Annotated in this window: 13 protein-coding genes, 1 tRNA gene and 1 pseudogene; 6 read left to right on the plus strand and 9 right to left on the minus strand. The window is 49.0% G+C overall.

Annotated elements, in window-relative coordinates; translation table 11 throughout:
• From QU605_RS00005 to QU605_RS00015, 3 genes and pseudogenes are all read right to left on the minus strand, one after another.
• Positions 1 to 704 (minus strand): annotated as a pseudogene (locus tag QU605_RS00005) (tetratricopeptide repeat protein); the annotation flags it as partial.
• A 142-nt stretch (positions 705 to 846) separates the two neighbouring features.
• Complete coding sequence (locus QU605_RS00010) at positions 847 to 3,345, minus strand: DUF2855 family protein (protein WP_289723205.1); 2,499 nt, start codon at positions 3,343 to 3,345, stop codon at positions 847 to 849.
• Positions 3,346 to 3,473: 128 nt separating this feature from the next.
• A complete protein-coding gene (locus QU605_RS00015; RefSeq protein ID WP_289723206.1) occupies positions 3,474 to 3,674 on the minus strand; it encodes a hypothetical protein in 201 nt (66 codons plus the stop codon).
• Positions 3,675 to 3,846: 172 nt separating this feature from the next.
• Here QU605_RS00015 and QU605_RS00020 point away from each other — a divergent pair, with 172 nt between their 5' ends.
• Complete coding sequence (locus QU605_RS00020; protein ID WP_289723207.1) at positions 3,847 to 4,596, plus strand: DUF6090 family protein; 750 nt, start codon at positions 3,847 to 3,849, stop codon at positions 4,594 to 4,596.
• Between the two features lie 572 nt (positions 4,597 to 5,168).
• Here QU605_RS00020 and QU605_RS00025 read toward each other — a convergent pair.
• A tRNA-Ile gene (locus tag QU605_RS00025) sits at positions 5,169 to 5,242 on the minus strand.
• A gap of 98 nt (positions 5,243 to 5,340) precedes the next feature.
• Positions 5,341 to 5,748: a methylmalonyl-CoA epimerase gene (mce, locus tag QU605_RS00030; RefSeq protein WP_289723208.1), complete on the minus strand. Its 408-nt coding sequence runs from the start codon at positions 5,746 to 5,748 to the stop codon at positions 5,341 to 5,343.
• 50 nt (positions 5,749 to 5,798) lie between these two features.
• Between mce and rbfA the strand changes: the two genes are divergently transcribed.
• Together rbfA and QU605_RS00040 are read left to right on the plus strand one after the other, a co-directional pair.
• Positions 5,799 to 6,191 carry a 30S ribosome-binding factor RbfA gene (rbfA, locus tag QU605_RS00035; RefSeq protein ID WP_289723209.1) on the plus strand — a complete coding sequence of 131 codons (393 nt, stop codon included), beginning with the start codon at positions 5,799 to 5,801 and terminating at the stop codon, positions 6,189 to 6,191.
• Between the two features lie 2 nt (positions 6,192 to 6,193).
• A complete protein-coding gene (locus QU605_RS00040) occupies positions 6,194 to 7,405 on the plus strand; it encodes an ABC transporter permease (RefSeq protein ID WP_289723210.1) in 1,212 nt (403 codons plus the stop codon).
• 4 nt (positions 7,406 to 7,409) lie between these two features.
• On the opposite strand, the gene dusB is transcribed toward QU605_RS00040, so the two are convergent.
• From dusB to QU605_RS00055, 3 genes are all read right to left on the minus strand, one after another.
• Complete coding sequence (gene dusB, locus QU605_RS00045) at positions 7,410 to 8,402, minus strand: tRNA dihydrouridine synthase DusB (RefSeq protein WP_289723211.1); 993 nt, start codon at positions 8,400 to 8,402, stop codon at positions 7,410 to 7,412.
• A gap of 53 nt (positions 8,403 to 8,455) precedes the next feature.
• A complete protein-coding gene (locus QU605_RS00050; RefSeq protein WP_289723212.1) occupies positions 8,456 to 10,867 on the minus strand; it encodes an outer membrane beta-barrel family protein in 2,412 nt (803 codons plus the stop codon).
• 150 nt (positions 10,868 to 11,017) lie between these two features.
• The gene (locus QU605_RS00055; protein ID WP_289723213.1) at positions 11,018 to 12,247 is read right to left on the minus strand and encodes a M28 family peptidase; all 1,230 of its coding nucleotides are present in this window, start codon (positions 12,245 to 12,247) and stop codon (positions 11,018 to 11,020) included.
• A 35-nt stretch (positions 12,248 to 12,282) separates the two neighbouring features.
• Here QU605_RS00055 and QU605_RS00060 point away from each other — a divergent pair, with 35 nt between their 5' ends.
• Both QU605_RS00060 and lepA read left to right on the plus strand, forming a co-directional pair.
• Positions 12,283 to 13,392, plus strand: coding sequence for a TolB family protein (locus QU605_RS00060; RefSeq protein WP_289723214.1), 1,110 nt, complete (start codon positions 12,283 to 12,285; stop codon positions 13,390 to 13,392).
• A gap of 37 nt (positions 13,393 to 13,429) precedes the next feature.
• A complete protein-coding gene (lepA, locus tag QU605_RS00065) occupies positions 13,430 to 15,226 on the plus strand; it encodes a translation elongation factor 4 (RefSeq protein WP_289723215.1) in 1,797 nt (598 codons plus the stop codon).
• A gap of 16 nt (positions 15,227 to 15,242) precedes the next feature.
• Here the strand turns inward: lepA and QU605_RS00070 are convergent, their stop codons facing one another.
• On the minus strand, positions 15,243 to 17,114 hold the full coding sequence (locus QU605_RS00070) for a cation:proton antiporter (RefSeq protein ID WP_289723876.1): 1,872 nt from the start codon (positions 17,112 to 17,114) through the stop codon (positions 15,243 to 15,245).
• Between the two features lie 133 nt (positions 17,115 to 17,247).
• On the opposite strand from QU605_RS00070, the gene QU605_RS00075 reads away from it, so the two are divergent.
• Complete coding sequence (locus QU605_RS00075; protein WP_289723216.1) at positions 17,248 to 18,105, plus strand: MBL fold metallo-hydrolase; 858 nt, start codon at positions 17,248 to 17,250, stop codon at positions 18,103 to 18,105.
• The last annotated feature ends 84 nt before the right edge of the window (positions 18,106 to 18,189 follow it).

Below are 18,189 nucleotides of genomic sequence, written 5' to 3' on the forward strand. Positions count from 1 at the left end.
ATGTGCAAAGCATGACTGGCATCCGGAGCGACTTCAGCATAGGCGTGGGCGGCCTCCAGGGCCAATGCGGCGTGCTTGGGGTCGTCGTATGAATGGATGGTATAGTGCAGGGCCCCGGGATGGCTGGGGTTTTCCGCCAAAATTCCCAGGGCTATTTTAGCGCCCTTTCCGTATAACTCCTCATCACGGCCATCGGGGACAGAGCCCAAAAGCGATAGTGCATAAAACGCGGCCACCTCGTGGTTGTCTGGGTATTTTTTGGACAGTCCCTCCATAAAGCCTGCGTAAGCTAAGTCCCGCTCTTGTTTTTCAGTTTCGGATTGAAATAGAATCCCCACCGCTGCGATGAAATCCTGCTCCAGTTCCGTGGCGTTTTTTTCCAGGTCTATGGCGTCCAGTTTTTTCAACACCTCCGCCCCTTCATCATAATCTTGTTCATGCCATAAGCTATGATTATAGGTCATGGCTTCCCCCCAATAGGCCATGGGCATTTGAGGGTCCAGTTCCTGGGCCTCCCTGAACGCTTCCCGGGCATCCTGATATTCGAAAGAATGCAGCAAAAGCAGGCCTCTTTCGAACTGGGCAACTGCTTTGGAGTTTCCGGTAACTTCCAGGTTTACCATTCCCAGAAATTCCGTTTTGGGAGTGTTTTGTTTGCATCCGATCAGTAGTATAAAGGCTAAAATGAAGGCGGCTGTTCTCATATTTTTTTCAGGTTGGTAAGGAGGTGATTTGGTTTTAGGGGTGGGTATCCAAACTTAAAGATATGGAATTCTCGGTGGATAATTGAGCTGGTGAGGGTTGTGCGCCGGGCCTGGGGTGTCAAGATAAATGGCATTCGACGTCCTACAGCTCTACCACCAAAGCTTCATCAGGAGGTAGAGTCCCCTGGCAAACTGCAGGATGCAATGCTGCCAACGCTTCCAGGCTATTGACTTGCCTGAAATTGAGCCAGGCTCTGGTCTTCTTCACGGTTGTCATCAGGAAGGCAGAAGTTTCTTGTTCAAAACGATCCGGTCCCCATTCCTGAATTAGTTTTTGTATATGATCGGGTGCAAAGAAAAAAGCGCTCCTTTCCCTGATGATCCCTTCGTGGGCTTTCGTATGGAGCCAATGTGTGAGTCCCACATTATGGGTGAATTTCATGTTGGCTCCCAAACGGGTATGCAGGGCGGCCAGAACTTTCGAATTTCCGGACATATCGACTATTACGGTAGGGATGTCCGCATCAATGCTTGAAATCATATCATAGCTTAAACATTGGTCATAAATGCCCAATCCCTCCACCTTGGGCAGGTTGCGGTCAGAAGTAATCCCCATGAAGGTCGGGGCTTCTGCATCTGCATCCAGGGCATAGGCCAGGCCAATACTGGTTTTACTCGAAGCGCTCAGGATAATAATTCTTTTAGCCCCGTGCCAATTTGCTTGCTTTAAGCTATCCCACAGGCAAAAGGAGGTCACCAGAAGCGGGAAAAATAACATCCGCTCCCGATCAAAGGCCGGGTTGTAGTTCTTTTCATTAAGAATCCTCTGATAGCTGTTATATCCTTTGGGCAATCTAGTGCGATGTGCAGCTCCATCTATAAAACGTCTTTCAGAGATGCCTACAGGAGTCATTTTCACGTGCTTCGCGGGTGGGAAAAACCCAAACAACCGATCCCCAACAGGGATGCCCTCCGACCTTGAGGCTACGACCCGGGCAAAACCCCAAACGGGTATCACGCCCCAACGTGCAGCGTTTTCACCCCTGGAGGGAAAGAACTGCCAATACCCGACCATATCCGCCGCCACGGCATAGGTAATGTTATTGGCGGTATAGGCGAATTTTTCCACCTTCAGCAACACCTCTCCATTTTTCAGTTCCAATTCCGCGTCCGGGGTTTCTGAAATGCGGTTTTTAAAAAACACATCTTTGTTGACTTCGAGCTGCGGGTTTTTAATCGGAGTCCGGTTATTGGCATCCAACTCCCTCTGCAGCTGCTGCAGCTTGAGCATGGCCGGTAAGCTATACTTTCGCATCTTCTTTAAAATGGCACCTTTTTTGGCATCGGTTTTATCAACGCTTGTCAGCAATTTGCTATACCCGTCCAAACGATTCTTTCGCATCCAGGCGCGGAGGGTTTTATCCTGAGACCAAATAAATTGATTGACCATTTGAGCTTCCGTCATTGAAATCCAATCTGTATCGTGATTGGGCAAGGGAACTACCTGGCATAACCTGTTTTTGGTGTCCTCGTCTTTATAATTTGCTTCGACATAGGCAATGAAGGACGCGCTGAAAACAGGTTGATACGAGCGAACCGTCTGGGGCGTTATTGTATTTCCCTGGAAAATCGTTTTAACAGCAGCATTTGAAATGGCCGATGCCGAACAATCTACATAAATGTGGTTTGGGGTAGTAGGTAATATCCCCTGATCCAGTACTATTTGCGTTTTTTCAATTCGCTGAACACGCCCAAGGCGAATAATGTTTTTAATTTCCTGTAATGCGGCCAGTTCCATTGGACTGACCGTAGCCCCATGGAACATTGTAGGTCGAACCGTTTTGTCAAGTCGCAAAAGCACGCCTGCATCCTCTAAATTTTCGAAGATCTCCCCAGCAGTATTTGCTTTGGAAATTGCCTCAGACTGATTGGCCATAGCCCCGAAAGTGGTGTCGAAAAACTCCTCTGCAGGTTGAATGTTTTGTCGATTGATCAGCCATGCGTCCCGGGAAACGATCCAGGTAATCCGATCCGGACTTACTTTGTTCTCCAGCAACCACAGGCAGGCATCAATACCTGTTTTACCTCCGCCGATGATGACATATTCGGCTGAATCAGTGGCTGTATTGGGTAACTCGTTTATGGGTATAAAAACAGTTCCTTTGGCCACTTCAAAATTTGGGGTGTGCGTGGCCGGAACACTTGTTTTTAAATAGGTGCAGTCCACTATTTTCTTATGGACTTTTACCTCATATTCTTCTCCCGTAGTCTCAGATTCAAATTTGCAATTCCCCAAATAATTACAGGAAGGAAAATACTCCACCCGCCCTGACGGCAGGAAGGTATCGCGCATCACTGCTTCAAAATACGTGCTCACTTCAGTCCCTGAGGCTAAACTGAGTAGTCCTTTATTCAGTCCCGTGGTATCTTTTTGACCATTACTCAATTCTTTGGAGCTCACCCCATAGAACTGACTGGGCTGGTGCAGGCTTACAAAGGGATAGGCTACGTTCCAATGGCCGCCGGGTTTGGCATAACGATCAACCATAAGTATCCGCGCATCGGTTTCACTGAGTAGGGTGTCTGCGAAGGCCATGCCAACGGCTCCACTGCCAATAATTAAATAGTCCGTTTCGAGCATTGAAGCGTTTTTAAATCCATTAGAAAAGCATTCACTGGAATTGCTTAATATACCAAGAATAGAAGAAATGTTCCCTACTGTGCCTGGTTATAATATTCGGATCGTGACTAAGAATTCAGGGGTTAGTGTTATAAAAGGGGGGTGTCCTCAACTCCACTTAATGATAGGTGCAAAGCAGATACTATTTTTTTCCAATAAACACCAGGCTTTGGGGAATATGACTTTCCAATCACCACCAGTGCAATCTCACCAATGGCATATCTGGAATACTGAAAGAACTTGTTTTCTTTGGCGAGTTGTTTTCGGATTCGATTGAAGAAGCGTGGCATGGTTGGGTTGGCCGTTACTCTTTCAAAGTACGAAAAAGGAAATTATAATCTGAAAAGCACTTACAGCCTGAATCCTGACCTATGGAGTCGTGTTAATTGTTAAATCCCTTGTCAGATTGAGGGTGCCAGGGGTTTTATATGTTGTACCTTCTGAGAAACTAAAACCTTTCTCATGATCAACTTCTTTCGCAAAATCCGCAGGCAATTCGCCGATCAAAACAAACCTCTAAAATACCTCCGCTATGCTGTGGGCGAAATTTTTCTCGTTATGGTCGGTATCCTTTTGGCATTACAAGTAAATAACTGGAATGAGGGGCGGAAAGGCCAAATCGAATTAAGGAATATATTTCAAAGCATTGTAGATGACATCAAGCAGAATCAGTATTTTCTCGAGCAAGACAGGAAATTTTATGTTGAAGAAAATAAAAGGATAAAAGCTTTTTTAAATCATGACGACTACACTGGATTTAACCGTGACAGTCTCGAAAATGGCCTGGAAACTGAAGTAATGAAGTCTTCTTGGCGAGGGGCTGGTTACCAAAACCTTAGGCAATCTGGAATTACTGAATATGGAAAATATACAGCTGTTGTAGAATACATAACTTACTACTATGAAAACACAATTTTCTGGCAAAAGGATTATGAAATAAGATTAGAAAAAAGGATGCATAAATCAGATGAATTTTGGCGTTATGAACAGGACTCTTATGAATTTAATTATGTAAAAGGACTCCGTACGCTTCAAAATGATGAAACCGCCACCGTGATTTTAAATAGGCTTCTGAAATCTCCAATACCGAGGAATATTTTAAAGATAGCTTATCGAAGTCAGGAAAATCAAATACAACGTTATGATCAGTTGGAAGAAATGCATAATGGAATATTAGAAGCAATAGAAGATGTGCTTAAAGAAGATGGTTAAATCAGAATTTGTGGAATACGCAGAACAGGAATTGTTGAAATGTCAACGCTACAAGCAGATATGCCAGCGAGCCACCAATCCAACTATTAAAAGCAAGGCTTTCTTCGCCTGGTGCATTAAAAGGTTTCAGCTACAGCAGATCCACATCTACTCACCTGAACAGATGACTCCGTTCAACCGGTACAGCATGAGTGAGGCGGTTGGGTTTTTCTGAAGCTATATGTTTCCGACACTCTCGGCCTACCCCTGAGCAAGACCCCCCCGGTCGATGTCTTTTTTTTGGGTGCCCCCTTTGATATATAGTTTTTGGATTTAAAAGCACCCTTACGTGCACCCTATAAAAACAAAACCCCATAAACATTGGATGTCTACGAGGTTTTATGTGGTCCCACCTGGGTTGCTTTCTCCTGCGTCGAAAGCGACCAGAGAAGGCCCGCTCCTGCAAATAGAAACAGAGCACTTCGCTGGCGCGAAGCGCGTTTTTCCATCCCCGTCCGAAACCTCAAGCAAGCTTGGGTTTTTTCCGGGAATGAAAAAACCCACGCCGGAAGGCGTGGGTTTTCTGAGTGATGTGGTCCCACCTGGGCTCGAACCAGGGACCCCCTGATTATGAGTCAGGTGCTCTAACCAGCTGAGCTATAGGACCGTTATTTAGGCTGGTATTCAGTATGTCGATGCTTTTGATCATCCAAAAGCGTCTGCAATATTAAAACTATTTTTCGGAGGCCGCAACTGCCGGCGTGCCTATTCCGAAGGGACTTCCTGACAAAGTTCAACCAATACCCCATTTGAGGTTTTCGGGTGGAGAAAAGCCACAAGCTTATTGTCCGCACCTTTTTTGGGGGATTCGTTTAAAACGATAAACCCTTCTTCCTTCAGACGGGCGATTTCCGCATGAATATCCTCCACGTCAAAAGCAATATGGTGTATCCCCTCTCCCTTTTTATCCAAATATTTGGCAATCGGGCTGTCCTCACGGGTCGCTTCCAGGAGTTCAATCTTGTTCGGTCCCGATTTAAAAAACGAGGTTCGCACCCCTTCGCTGCCAACTTCTTCCGTTTTATACGGAGGGGTCCCAAACAACTTTTCAAATAACGCATTTGAGGCGTTCAGGTCATTGACGGCAATCCCAATATGTTCAATTTTTCGCATTCTCCCGTGTTCTCCTGCGAAATTACACACTTTGTCTGTATTTTTACCCCATGGAGAGTCAACGACAGAAAAAAATAGCTGGACTTTTACAGCAGGATCTGGCTGAGATTTTACAGCGCCTGGCAACGGATGGGGGGCTAAAGGGTGTCATCCTCTCGGTCTCCAAGGTCCATGTGGCCCCGGACCTTTCGAATGCCCGGGTGTATGTGAGCATCTTTCCCCCCAAAGAGGCGGCCCCGCTGATGAAGGGCATTCAGGCTGATAAGGTCGTTATCCGGCACGAACTCGCCCAGCGTACCAAACACCAACTCAGACGAGTCCCTGAGCTTCTTTTTTTCCTGGATGATTCCCTGGACTATATCGAAAACATTGAGAAATCCCTGAAGGACGGAGAAGACCCCATAGAAAATCCGGACTTGCTGGATCGCCGTAAAAAGTCCTGAGGGTGAGATTTCCACTCTACATCGCCAAAAGATACCTCCGCTCAAAAAGCAGTCAGAACGCCGTTAATATAATCAACATGGTCACCTTTGCGGTGATCGTGATTGGATCGGCTGCACTCTTCATCGTCCTTTCAGGGTTTTCGGGCTTAAAATCTTTCAGCGTATCCTTTAGCAATACCTTCGATCCGGATCTCAAGGCCCTTCCCGCAAACGGCAAAATATACACCTTCCCCCCTTCCACAGCCGAAGCCCTGAACGCGCTTCCGGAAATTGCGTCCCTCTCTGCCGAACTGGAAGAACGGGTGTACCTCACCCACAACCAGAAAAGCAGTATTGCCTATATCAAAGGAGTGGACAGTGCCTATACGCTGACCACGGGAATCGATAGCGCCCTATTTACCGGACAGTGGGACCTGATCGGACAGCAAACCGTTACAGGCATCGGGATGGCAAACCTGCTAAGCCTTAGTGTACAGGATTACCGCAGCCCCCTGATCGTCCTTGCCCCAAAACCCGGGAAAGGCGGGCTGGGAAGCGGCGGGTTAGGTGAAAAACCCTATAACCAGCTTTCCCTTGTGCTCAGCGGGGTCTATCAACTGGAAAAAAACCTCGATCAGAAATACGTCTTTGCCGAATTGCCCCTGGTACAGGCATTGCTCGAAAGGGACTATGAACAGGTGTCTGCCGTTAATTTCAAACTGGCCCCGGGCGTTGATGAAAATAGCGCACGAGAGGCGATCGAAAAAATCATGGGCCCGGACATCGTGCTTAAAAACCGGCGGCAGCTCAACCAGACCTTGTATCGCATGCTCAATACGGAGAACCTGGCCACATACCTCATCTTTACCCTCGTGCTTATCATTGCGCTCTTTAATGTGGTGGGTGCCATTATCATGATGGTCCTGGACAAACAAAAACACTCGCGCACCCTGTATTCCCTAGGGCTAACCTTAAAAGACCTGAGGCGAATCTATTTTGTGCAGGGCGTTCTGGTTACAAGTGCGGGAGGGTTTATCGGCCTGGTCATCGGCAGTATCCTTATTCTTTCGCAGCAGTATTTTGGGTGGCTGATGATCACCCCATCCCTGGCGTACCCTGTGGAATTTCAACTGCTGAATATCCTTCTCGTTCTGGGAACCATCATCGTCCTGGGAGTTATTGCGGCAAAAATCGCCAGCAATCGGATCAATTACAAGCTCCTCAAGGCAGGGTAGGCTTTTAAGCGAAAACGTGGTCGGAAAAGGCCTCCATCGCCTGGTCGAATGCCTCAAAGACATCTGCAGCGTCGTCGCTGGTGACCATTTTCATCCGGTAGGGTTTGAAGTTTGGAATCCCTTTAAAGTAGTTGGAATAGTGCCGTCGGGTTTCCAGCACGCCAAGGGTCTCGCCTTTCCAGTCAATAGACATCTGCAAGTGCCTCCGCGCAGCGGTTACCCGTTGTTCCATGGTGGGTGGCGGCAAATGTTCGCCGGTTTTAAAAAAGTGTTTTACCTCTTTGAAAAACCAGGGATATCCTATGGCGGCCCGCCCGATCATCGCCCCGTCAAGCCCATAGTCATCGCGCATCCGCATGGCAGCCTCCGGGCTGTTGACATCCCCATTCCCGAAAACGGGAATATGCATCCTGGGGTTGTTCTTAACCTCGGCAATCGGTTTCCAGTCCGCCTCCCCTTTGTACATCTGCACCCGGGTACGCCCGTGAATGGAAATAGCCTGTATGCCCACGTCCTGCAAGCGTTCAGCCACCTCTACGATCTTAATGGAATCGCTGTCCCACCCCAATCGGGTTTTGACCGTAACAGGCAGATGTGTGCGCTTAACCATGGCCTCAGTCAGCTTGACCATCAGGGGGATGTCTCTCAGGATTCCTGCTCCCGCATTCTTGCAAACCACTTTTTTAACAGGACATCCAAAATTGATGTCAATGATATCCGGATTGGTCTCGGTTACAATGTCGATGGCCTGAAGCATCGAATCGAGTTCCGCTCCAAAAATCTGAATGCCCACCGGGCGTTCTTTCTCGTATATGTCCAATTTGATGACACTCTTGGCGGCATCGCGAATAAGCCCTTCTGAGGAGATGAACTCCGTGTACATTACGTCGGCTCCCTGTTCTTTGCAAAGGGTGCGGAAAGGGGGGTCACTCACATCCTCCATGGGCGCGAGCAGCAAGGGAAATTCCGGAAGTTCAATACTGCCTATTCTGGGCATGACTGACGTTTTGGAAGTGCAAAATTACGAATTACCCCGAAACTCCAGTGGGATTACTCATTTTCAATACGTTGGAGCTCGTCCTTATCCAGATCCGAATCCCGGTTTTGCAAACGGAAGTTCCCAAATTTATAGGTGAAACCGAGGCGGACGAACTGGGTTTCCGGACGGGCAAAATAGGTGTGGTCCTGATTGGCGTACCGTGTGGTAAAGGTCGCATTTGCCCTGCCGAGCAAGTCTTCTGCGGTGAGGGAGATAATGGCCCGGTCCTCCCAGAGCGTTTTTCGCAACCCCAGGTTAAGGGTGATCGTTTCCGACATCACGGAGGCGCCGTCCAAAAACCTGTTCAGATAGAGCAGGCTGACTTCTCCGGTTAAACTACCGTCCTTTGAAAGCGTCAGGGAATTGTTTAAATACCCGTAAAACCCCGTCACTTTGTTGGTAGCTGTTTCGATGTCGCTCTCTTCCGCAAAAAAGGTGTTGTCTTCGTAAAACACAGAATTATAGGAGTAGAGATACCAGAAAGGGGTAATCGAGGTGGAAATGGTAAAATCCAGGCCGTAAGAAACGGCGCTCTCTACATTCTGCTTGGTCTGCCTGAGGGTCAGGTTTTCATTGTCCTGAAAGCTGATGGTGCTCAGGTATCTGCCATTGTCCCGGTAATAAAGATCCACAAAAAAGGTGTCATTCAGGGTCCAGTTCAGGTTGAATTCGTGGCTGAAGGCAGGCACCAGATTCGGATTCCCCTCAACAAAGTCATTTTCATTCAGGAAGAAACGAAACGGATTCAGGTCGGCATAATTTGGGCGGGTCAGCCTCCTGCTGTAGCTAAAAGCCATGCTCTGGTCCTCTGTGAGGTCCCTTGAGACATATAGGGAGGGGAAAAACTCCAGGTAGCTCTGCAGGTTCACTTCTTCCAGGGTCAGGGACCGGCCTTCGACCTCGGTCTGTTCAGCCCGCAAACCTACCTTCATCGTCCAGGGATCCCAGGTCTTATTCAGGCTCGCGTAAGCGGCATAAACCTCCTCGTCATAGTTAAAGCGGTCCGAAAGGGCAATATCAAAGGAACGCTGGTTGTCCTCTCCCACAAGGTAATCGATCCGGTTCCTCGACCGGATCACCGAGGTCTTAATCCCTGCCTCGAAGCTGCCTGAGGAAATGGGGGTGTAAAAATCTGCCTGGCCCGTAAAGATGTCGATGTTCTGTTTGGCATCGGTGTTAAAGAGAAAGTCCCGAAGCAGGACGCCAGCAGGATCGAAGTAACTCGTTAGGCCGTCCTGAGCACTTTTCTCTTCATAATAGGTGTAATGCCCGTTTGCCTTAAGCAAGGCTCCCTCCTTTTTAAGTTTGCGGGTGTAGTTCAGGTCGTAAGAGGTATTCACCTGGTCTTCCTTGGTATCCTGAAGCGTGTTCAGCGTGGAATCCACGACGCCCTGGCCGTTGCGCATCACGGTTTCAATTTGGTAACCATAGGTCTTATTCGGGGAAAACGTGAGGTTGGAGGTAAAGTTTAGCTGATCCCGGTCGGAAATGTCGTAATCCAGGATGAGGTTGAGCTGCTGTGCCTGTGTGCGGGAGGTCCGGTCTGTATCCGTCTTCCAGCGCGAAAACACCGTGTTCTGGTCATCGATAAAATTGATGTTGTTTTCAGATTCTCTGAATTCCTTCCTTGGACTTATGGAGTAATTCGCAAAAACCCCGAATTTGCCTGATTTGTAGTAATGGCTGGTCCCAAAAGCATACTTGGGGAAAACAGCCTGAATGTATTGTGCCCGGACGCTCCCTTTATACCCGGGGACGATATTCTGCCGGGTTCGGATGTTGAGCACCGGCCCGTCAGCAGCCTCAAAACTCGCCGGGGGAACCGGGATAACTTCTACTGCGGAAATGACATTGCCATCGAGGCCTTTGAGGAGGTCGAGTATTTCGGCCTGCGACAACTGGACCTTCCGGTCGTTTATATAGACTGTGGCACTCTGCCCGCGAATCTCCAGGTTGTCCTGTACGGGAATTACCCCGGGGGCATTTCTAAGGATGTCCCATGTACTCCCTTCACTTATAACGGTGTTTTCAACCTTGAAAACCACCCTGTCGGACAGGCGCTCAACTGTGGGTCGCTGTCCCGTAACGACAACTTCATCCAGTTCCGTCCCGTCTTCTTCCATGATCAGGGCGCCTATTCGGATGTCGCCCTGCACTTCCAGTGGGACCAGTACGGACTGATATCCAAAATAGGTGGCCTTTAAAAAATAGAGGTCCGGAGCGATGTTTTTGAGGGTGAAACGGCCCAGGTCATCTGCGGAAGTGCCTTTCACCTGTACACTGTCCGATGCCCTTAAAAGCAGGACATTGGCCAGGGGAAGCCCAATCCCGTCCGTATCCTTTACGGATCCTGAGATTTGAAAGCTTTGGCTGGTCAGCAGCAGGGGGAACAACCCAACGATAAGTAGGATTTTGAGCTTCACGTTTTGAATGGCCAGAGCTAAATCTATAACATTTTTCCTACAAAAGTCCCGGCGGTGCTTACAATTGTGCCTCACAGGAAAACGCAATATACACATCAGCAGCGCGCGGCATTCTGATTTTCAAGCCCTGCCGGGAAGGCCTGTCAGGTCTTAAAATACAATCCTGGCGCTTACTTTCTCCCCATCCCGCTCCACCACAACGGTGGTTTCATCCCCGGATTCGAAGACGGAAAGTGCACGCATATAGCTCATCATGTCCACGACAGTACTGTCGCCCATCTGTATGACCACGTCCCCTTTCTTAAGGCCGGCCTTCTGGGCGGGCTTGTCTTCACTGACACCATCGATGCGCATCCCTTCCCCGGAGAACAGGTAATCCGGGATCACCCCCAAGGCAACCTTAAAACGGGGAACTTCCTCGCTTTCATTTTTTGTGGTTCTAAAGGCAACCTCTTCCTGTTTTTCCATGGCCTTTGCCAGGTCCAGGATGTAGGTGGCGATCAAATCCATCCCTTCATAATTCAGGAGCTCGGCATCATCCGAGGGTTTGTGATAGTCTTCGTGTTGCCCGGTGAAGAAGTGCAGAACAGGAATGTCCTGCAGGTAAAAGGAAGTGTGGTCTGAGGGGCCCACTCCGGACTCACTCAGCACGAGTTCAAAGCCCGGGTTCAGGCTATTGAGTAGTTGACTCCAGACCGGGGTAGTCCCTGTACCGCTTACCGACAGCGTTTTCTCGTCCCTGAGGCGGCCCACCATGTCCAGATTGATCATATAGGGCACTTCCTCCAGATTGAGCTCCGGATTTTTGGCGAAATAGTTGGAACCTAAAAGACCCATTTCCTCCCCGGAGAAGAAGATGATCAGGTAATTATCCCTGGCCTCCGGCCACTCTTTGAGCATTTTTGCCAGCTTCAGGAGTACCGCTACCCCACTGGCGTTGTCGTCGGCACCATTGTGGATTGCAGGCTCACCCCTGTAGAGCGAACCTTCCCCGCCCAAGCCTAAATGGTCAAAATGGGCGCCGAGGATTACCGTGCGTTTTCCGCCGTTGTCAATCAGGCCGAGTACATTCTGGGCGTTCAGGCTGCTGTCGCTAACTGATCCGAATTCAATCTCAGAATGCGGATCGCGCCTCGGTTTAAAGCTGAATTCCTGGTCGAAGTCCCCTTCTGAAGTAATGGGTTTTAATCCTAGGGCCTTAATTCGTCCCTCCAGGTATTCGGCGGCCATTTGCGCGCCTTCGCTGCCCGTTTCACGCCCTTTCAATGAATCACTGGCCAAAATACGAACATCCTCCTCCATGGAGATGTTTGGCAATTCCTTATCCTTACAGGAAAGCCCCAATAAAAGAATTCCCAACAAAAATGTGCTGATCTTCATAACTAGCTTATACTTTTGTCAAAAGTACACAACCTATGAGAATCTTTTATTTTGTCCTGTTGGGAATACTTCTGACCAATTGTAAAGGCGACCCAAAAACCGGGGAAACCCAGCAGGCCCCTTCAGAAAGCCCTATGGCCAATGCGTCCGACACCCTGATATACCCGGGCGAAAAACACTTTTCTTCCATTCGCCAAATAACCTTCGGGGGGGACAATGCCGAGGCGTACTGGAGTTTCGACGACAGCAAGGTGATTTTTCAATCCAATTATGACGCCTGGGGCGTTAATTGCGATCAGATGTTTTTGATGAACGTTGGCGAGACCTTTTCGGATAAGGCGCCTCCCATGCTGAGCACAGGCATGGGGAGAACCACCTGTGGCTATTTCCTGCCGGATAACCAGCACATCGTCTATGCTTCAACCCACCTTCGGGACGAAGCCTGTCCGGAAGTCCCGTTGCGGGAAAACGGTAATTATGTCTGGCCCGTCTACGATTCCTTCGACATTTTTGTGGCGGACCTGGAAGGGAACATCACGGCCCAGCTCACCGATGAGCCCGGTTACGATGCAGAGGCAACCGTTTCGCCTCAAGGTGATAAAATCGTTTTTACATCAGACCGCAGCGGGGACCTTGAGCTTTATACCATGAACCTGGATGGCAGCGGTGTTAAGCAGATCACGGATGAACTGGGCTACGACGGTGGCGCTTTCTTTTCTCCGGATGGCACCCAAATCATTTTTCGGTCTTCCCGCCCGAAAACCGATGCAGAAATCGCCGAATACAAAGGCCTGCTGGAGCGCGGCCTGGTGCAACCCACCAATATGGAATTATTCATTTGCAATGCCGATGGGAGCGAGTTGAGACAACTCACCTACCTGGGCAATGCCAACTGGAGTCCTTTCTTTCATCCGGACGGAGATAAGATTCTCTTCTCCAGTAATTTTGAGGCCGAAGGCGGATTTCCGTTTAACCTCTATATGATCAATACGGATGGCACCGGCATAGAGCGGGTCACCCACGGAAAGACCTTTGACGCTTTTCCGGTTTTCTCCAACGACGGCAAACATTTGATTTTTTCCAGCAACCGAAACAACGGGGGTACAAGGGATACCAATTTGTTTATCGCCGAGTGGCAGGATTAAGCCGTATTTCCGCTATCTTTGCACCCTATTTTTGCGCATGAAAAACATTCGGAATTTCTGCATTATTGCCCATATCGATCACGGGAAGAGCACCCTTGCCGATCGCTTGCTCGATGCAACGGGTTCGGTAACGGAACGGGAAAAGCAGGATCAACTGCTGGACAATATGGACCTTGAGCGCGAACGGGGGATAACCATAAAGAGCCACGCGATTCAGATGGAATATCCATTTGAAGGTGAAACTTACATCCTTAACCTGATTGACACTCCTGGTCACGTGGACTTTTCCTATGAAGTCTCCCGGTCCATTGCGGCCTGTGAAGGCGCCTTACTGGTAGTGGACGCAGCCCAGAGTATTCAGGCGCAAACCATTTCTAACCTGTACCTGGCCCTTGAAAATGACCTGGAGATCATTCCCGTCCTCAACAAGGTGGACCTGCCGAGTGCAAACCCGGAGGAGGTTACCGATGACATCGTGGAATTACTCGGCTGCCGGCCTGAAGAAGTGATTCCCGCCAGCGCCAAAACAGGTATCGGAATCAAAGACATCCTCAAGGCGATAATAGAGCGGATCCCTGCCCCCCAGGGAGATCCTTCAGAGCCCCTTCGTGCCCTGGTATTCGATTCTGTTTACAATCCCTTCCGCGGGGTGGAGACCTATTTCCGGGTCATCGATGGAGAAATCAGGAAAGGGCAGCGGATTAAGTTTGTGGCCACTGAGAAAACGTATTCCGCGGACGAAGTGGGAACCCTAAAGCTAAAACAGCATCCAAAGCAAGTGATTTCCACAGGCGATGTGGGCTATTTGATTACGGGAATAAAGGATGCTCGCGAAGTGAAGGTGGGGGATACCATTACTGATGCGGCAAATCCGACCCAAAAAATTATTTCAGGCTTTGAAGACGTAAAGCCTATGGTCTTTGCCGGGATTTATCCTGTAGACACAGAAGATTTTGAAGAGCTCAGGGCTTCTATGGAGAAGCTGCAGCTCAATGACGCCTCCCTGGTTTTCGCCCCGGAGAGCAGTGCGGCCCTCGGATTCGGATTCCGCTGCGGCTTCCTCGGCATGCTGCATATGGAAATCATTCAGGAGCGCCTGGAACGCGAATTCAATATGACGGTAATTACGACCGTCCCCAACGTGAGTTATCACGCGTATTCCAGGAAGAACCCTGATGCCATTATCATCGTTAACAACCCCTCCGACCTGCCGGACCCTTCCTCCCTGGACCGTGTAGAGGAGCCCTATATCAAGGCTTCGATAATCACCAAAGCTGATTTTGTAGGGAACGTCATGTCGCTTTGTATTGAGAAACGCGGACAAATAACGAATCAGACCTATCTCACCCAGGATCGTGTGGAACTGAACTTTGATATGCCCCTGGCGGAAATAGTCTTTGATTTCTACGACCGTCTGAAGACCGTGTCCAAGGGATACGCCTCTTTTGATTACGCCCCAATCGGGATGCGGGTTTCCAAACTGGTCCGGGTGGATATCCTGCTCAACGCCCAGATGGTGGATGCCCTTTCCGCATTGGTGCATGCCGACAATGCCTACCACATCGGTAAAAAAATGTGCGAAAAGCTCAAGGAACTGATCCCGCGTCAGCAATTTGACATTCCGATACAGGCGGCTATTGGCGCTAAGATCATCTCCAGGGAAACGATTAAAGCCCTGCGTAAAGATGTTACCGCCAAATGCTACGGGGGGGATATCTCCAGAAAACGAAAGCTGCTCGAAAAGCAAAAGAAGGGAAAGAAGCGGATGCGGCAGGTAGGTAATGTTGAGATCCCGCAACAGGCTTTTATGGCTGTTCTCAAGCTAAACGATTAGCGCTCCCGGGGTTGATTTAACCAGCCGTTTCCGGAAGCGTCTTCACTTTTGTGTCTTGTTTTTCGCCTTCGCCCAGGGACCGTCCCATATAGACCAGTTTGTACCCGTCGGTAATCGTTCCCGAATCCCGGAAAAAGGATGGGATAATGTGCAGCTGCCCATCGGGGGACTTTATAAACAATTGCACAATGGCATCGTCTGCCCGTGCCTTCTGAGATAATTCCTCGTAATGGGCGTAGTCGCGCAACTCCAATTCGTGAATCGCAGGGTTAAATCGAACGGCGTCCATAAACCGAACAAAATCATCGGTAGTTGAAAACAGGCTTTGGTTGTCGTGGCTTTCAGGGCTGTTGATTTCCTCACTGCCCACGATTCTGAAGGAACCATTTTCCCCAAACTCATCCCTGAACTTTTCGATTGCGTAATTGTTGATGTCCGGGTTGGCAGTCATGGCAATGAGGTATCCCACATCATTGAGTTCAATGTTGTCGCCCAGGTTGTCCGAATAAATATTTGCTGAAAAGGCTTCAAGGCCGAGTTTTTTGGCCTTGTCTATATTGCCCTGGTTGCTGTCGATTAAAACGACATGCCGGTTATTGCGTTTCAGGTACTTCCCGATCAGCCTAGAGGCTTTGGAGGCCCCAATGATCAGGATGCCTTCCGATTTCGTGAGGAAAACCCCTATAAGTTTGGCGAAGGGGCGGGCCGTGGTGGCATTCAGGAGTACGGTTCCCAGCACGACGGTAAAAACGAGAGGGGTAATAAATTCTGCCCCGGGCTCCCCCCGGGCTATAAGTTTGGACCCAAACAGAGAGGCAATACCGGCAGCGACGATCCCCCTTGGGCCCACCCAGCTGATAAAGATTTTTTCTGAAAGGTTTAAATCCGATCCATGGGAACTCAGAAAAACGGCAATAGGCCGTATGAGAAAAACGATAATCGCAAACAGGATGACCGTGTTCCACGAATAGATGAGCTGCAGGTCTGCCAAATCGATATGGGCCGCAAGCAGGATAAATAAAATTGAAATCAGCAACACACTCAGGGATTCCTTAAAATACAGGAGCTCCTTGATGTTCGGCAGGTTGAGGTTGCCCATCACAAGCCCCATTACCACAACGGCAAGCAGACCCGATTCATGTGCGAAAATATCCGACTCGATATAGACCAGCAAAACCACCGAAAGGGAGACCACATTGAGCAGGTAGTGGGGGATCAAATTCTTTTTTATGGCAAAGGCCAGGCCATGGGCAAATGTGAATCCGAATGTGAATCCGAAGAGGAGGATTTTACCAAATTCAATAAGGGCGGTCTGAGTGTATTCCTGCCCCTCTCCAACGCTGATGAACTCAAAGACCAAAACCGCAACCAGGGCCCCGATAGGGTCTATCAGAATCCCCTCCCATTTAAGGATTGCAGAAACGTCCTTTTTAAGGGGGATATTCCTGAGGATGGGGGTAATTACTGTCGGTCCGGTTACAATTATCAGCGAACTGAACAGGAATGAAATCTGCCAGCTGAGATCAAAAATAAAATGTGCGGCGATGCCTGCCCCAAAAAAAGTAACTGCCGACCCCAGGGTGATCAATTTAGTGATCGTTGGCCCTACATTTTCAACTTCTGAGCGTTTCAGGGTCAGACCTCCCTCAAAAAGGATAATACTTATCGCAAGCGAAACAAAATGGTAGAGGAGCTCGCCAGGGAATAAGCCGTTTGTGCCGTTGTAAACGGGTTCTATGAGTTTGCTCCCGTCCTTGGTGTACAGGGTTGAGAGCGGCCCCACAAGGAGTCCTATCAGGATCAAAGGCAATATGGCCGGCAGCTTCATTCTCCAAGCTACCCATTGGGCTACGATCCCCAAGATTACTATACCCGCCAGTTCAATCATCCGTTTTCCTTTCAAACAAGGTGAATTTCAAAAATAGGGATTTAAGAACATCCTACCACCCGGAGTTTCAATTGTTTTAAGAATAGAGGTATCCTTTGGGTGAATTTGTATTTTAGGCCATATTTTATGATTTATGACTCTTTACCCTGTTGAAACCGGAAATTTCAAGCTGGATGGTGGCGCCATGTTTGGTGTGGTACCCAAGGTCCTGTGGACACGGACCAATCCTGCGGATGAAAACAACCTGATCGATATCGCAGCGCGCAGCCTGCTGATCGAGGATGGGGGCCGGCTGATCCTTATCGACGCCGGCCTTGGAAACAAGCAATCCGAAAAGTTCTTCAGCCATTATCACAGATGGGGCAACCACTCCCTGGATGCCTCCCTTAAAAAGCTGGGGTTCCACCGGGATGATATTACCGATGTCTTCCTTACCCATCTTCATTTTGACCATTGCGGTGGGAGTATTCAGTGGAATAAAGACCGGACCGGATATGAGCCCGCCTTTAAAAATGCCATTTTCTGGACCAATGAAGCGCACTGGAAGTGGGCGACCCAGCCCAATGCGCGCGAGAAGGCCTCTTTCTTAAAGGAGAACATCCTTCCGATGCAGGACTCCGGACAATTAAAATTTATTTCGCGGGGTTCAGGCGCCTTCCTGCAAAAAAGCCCGCTCGGTTTCGGGATTCTTTTTGTTGACGGGCATACAGACAAACAGATGATCCCCCATATTGAATACGGGGGAAAGACGCTGGTTTTTATGGCCGACCTCATCCCAACGGCAGGTCACATACCACTCCCCTATGTCATGGGTTACGATACCCGCCCCTTGAAGACTATGGAGGAAAAAGCTGTTTTTCTTAAACAGGCAACCGAAAAGGAATACGTGTTGTTTATGGAGCACGATGCCCATAACGAGTGCTGTACCCTCAGGCAGACGGAAAAGGGGCCGCGACTGGATAAAACATTCCGTTTTGACGCCCTTTTTTAGCCTCTTGTTAAAGGCCGCCAATTTCCTCAAGGGTACAAGTTTTGAGTTCTTTAAGAGAATATTTGATCGCATGATAGTATTTTA

This window comes from Robiginitalea aurantiaca (genome assembly GCF_030380815.1).
Classification (GTDB): Bacteria; Bacteroidota; Bacteroidia; order Flavobacteriales; family Flavobacteriaceae; genus Robiginitalea; species Robiginitalea aurantiaca.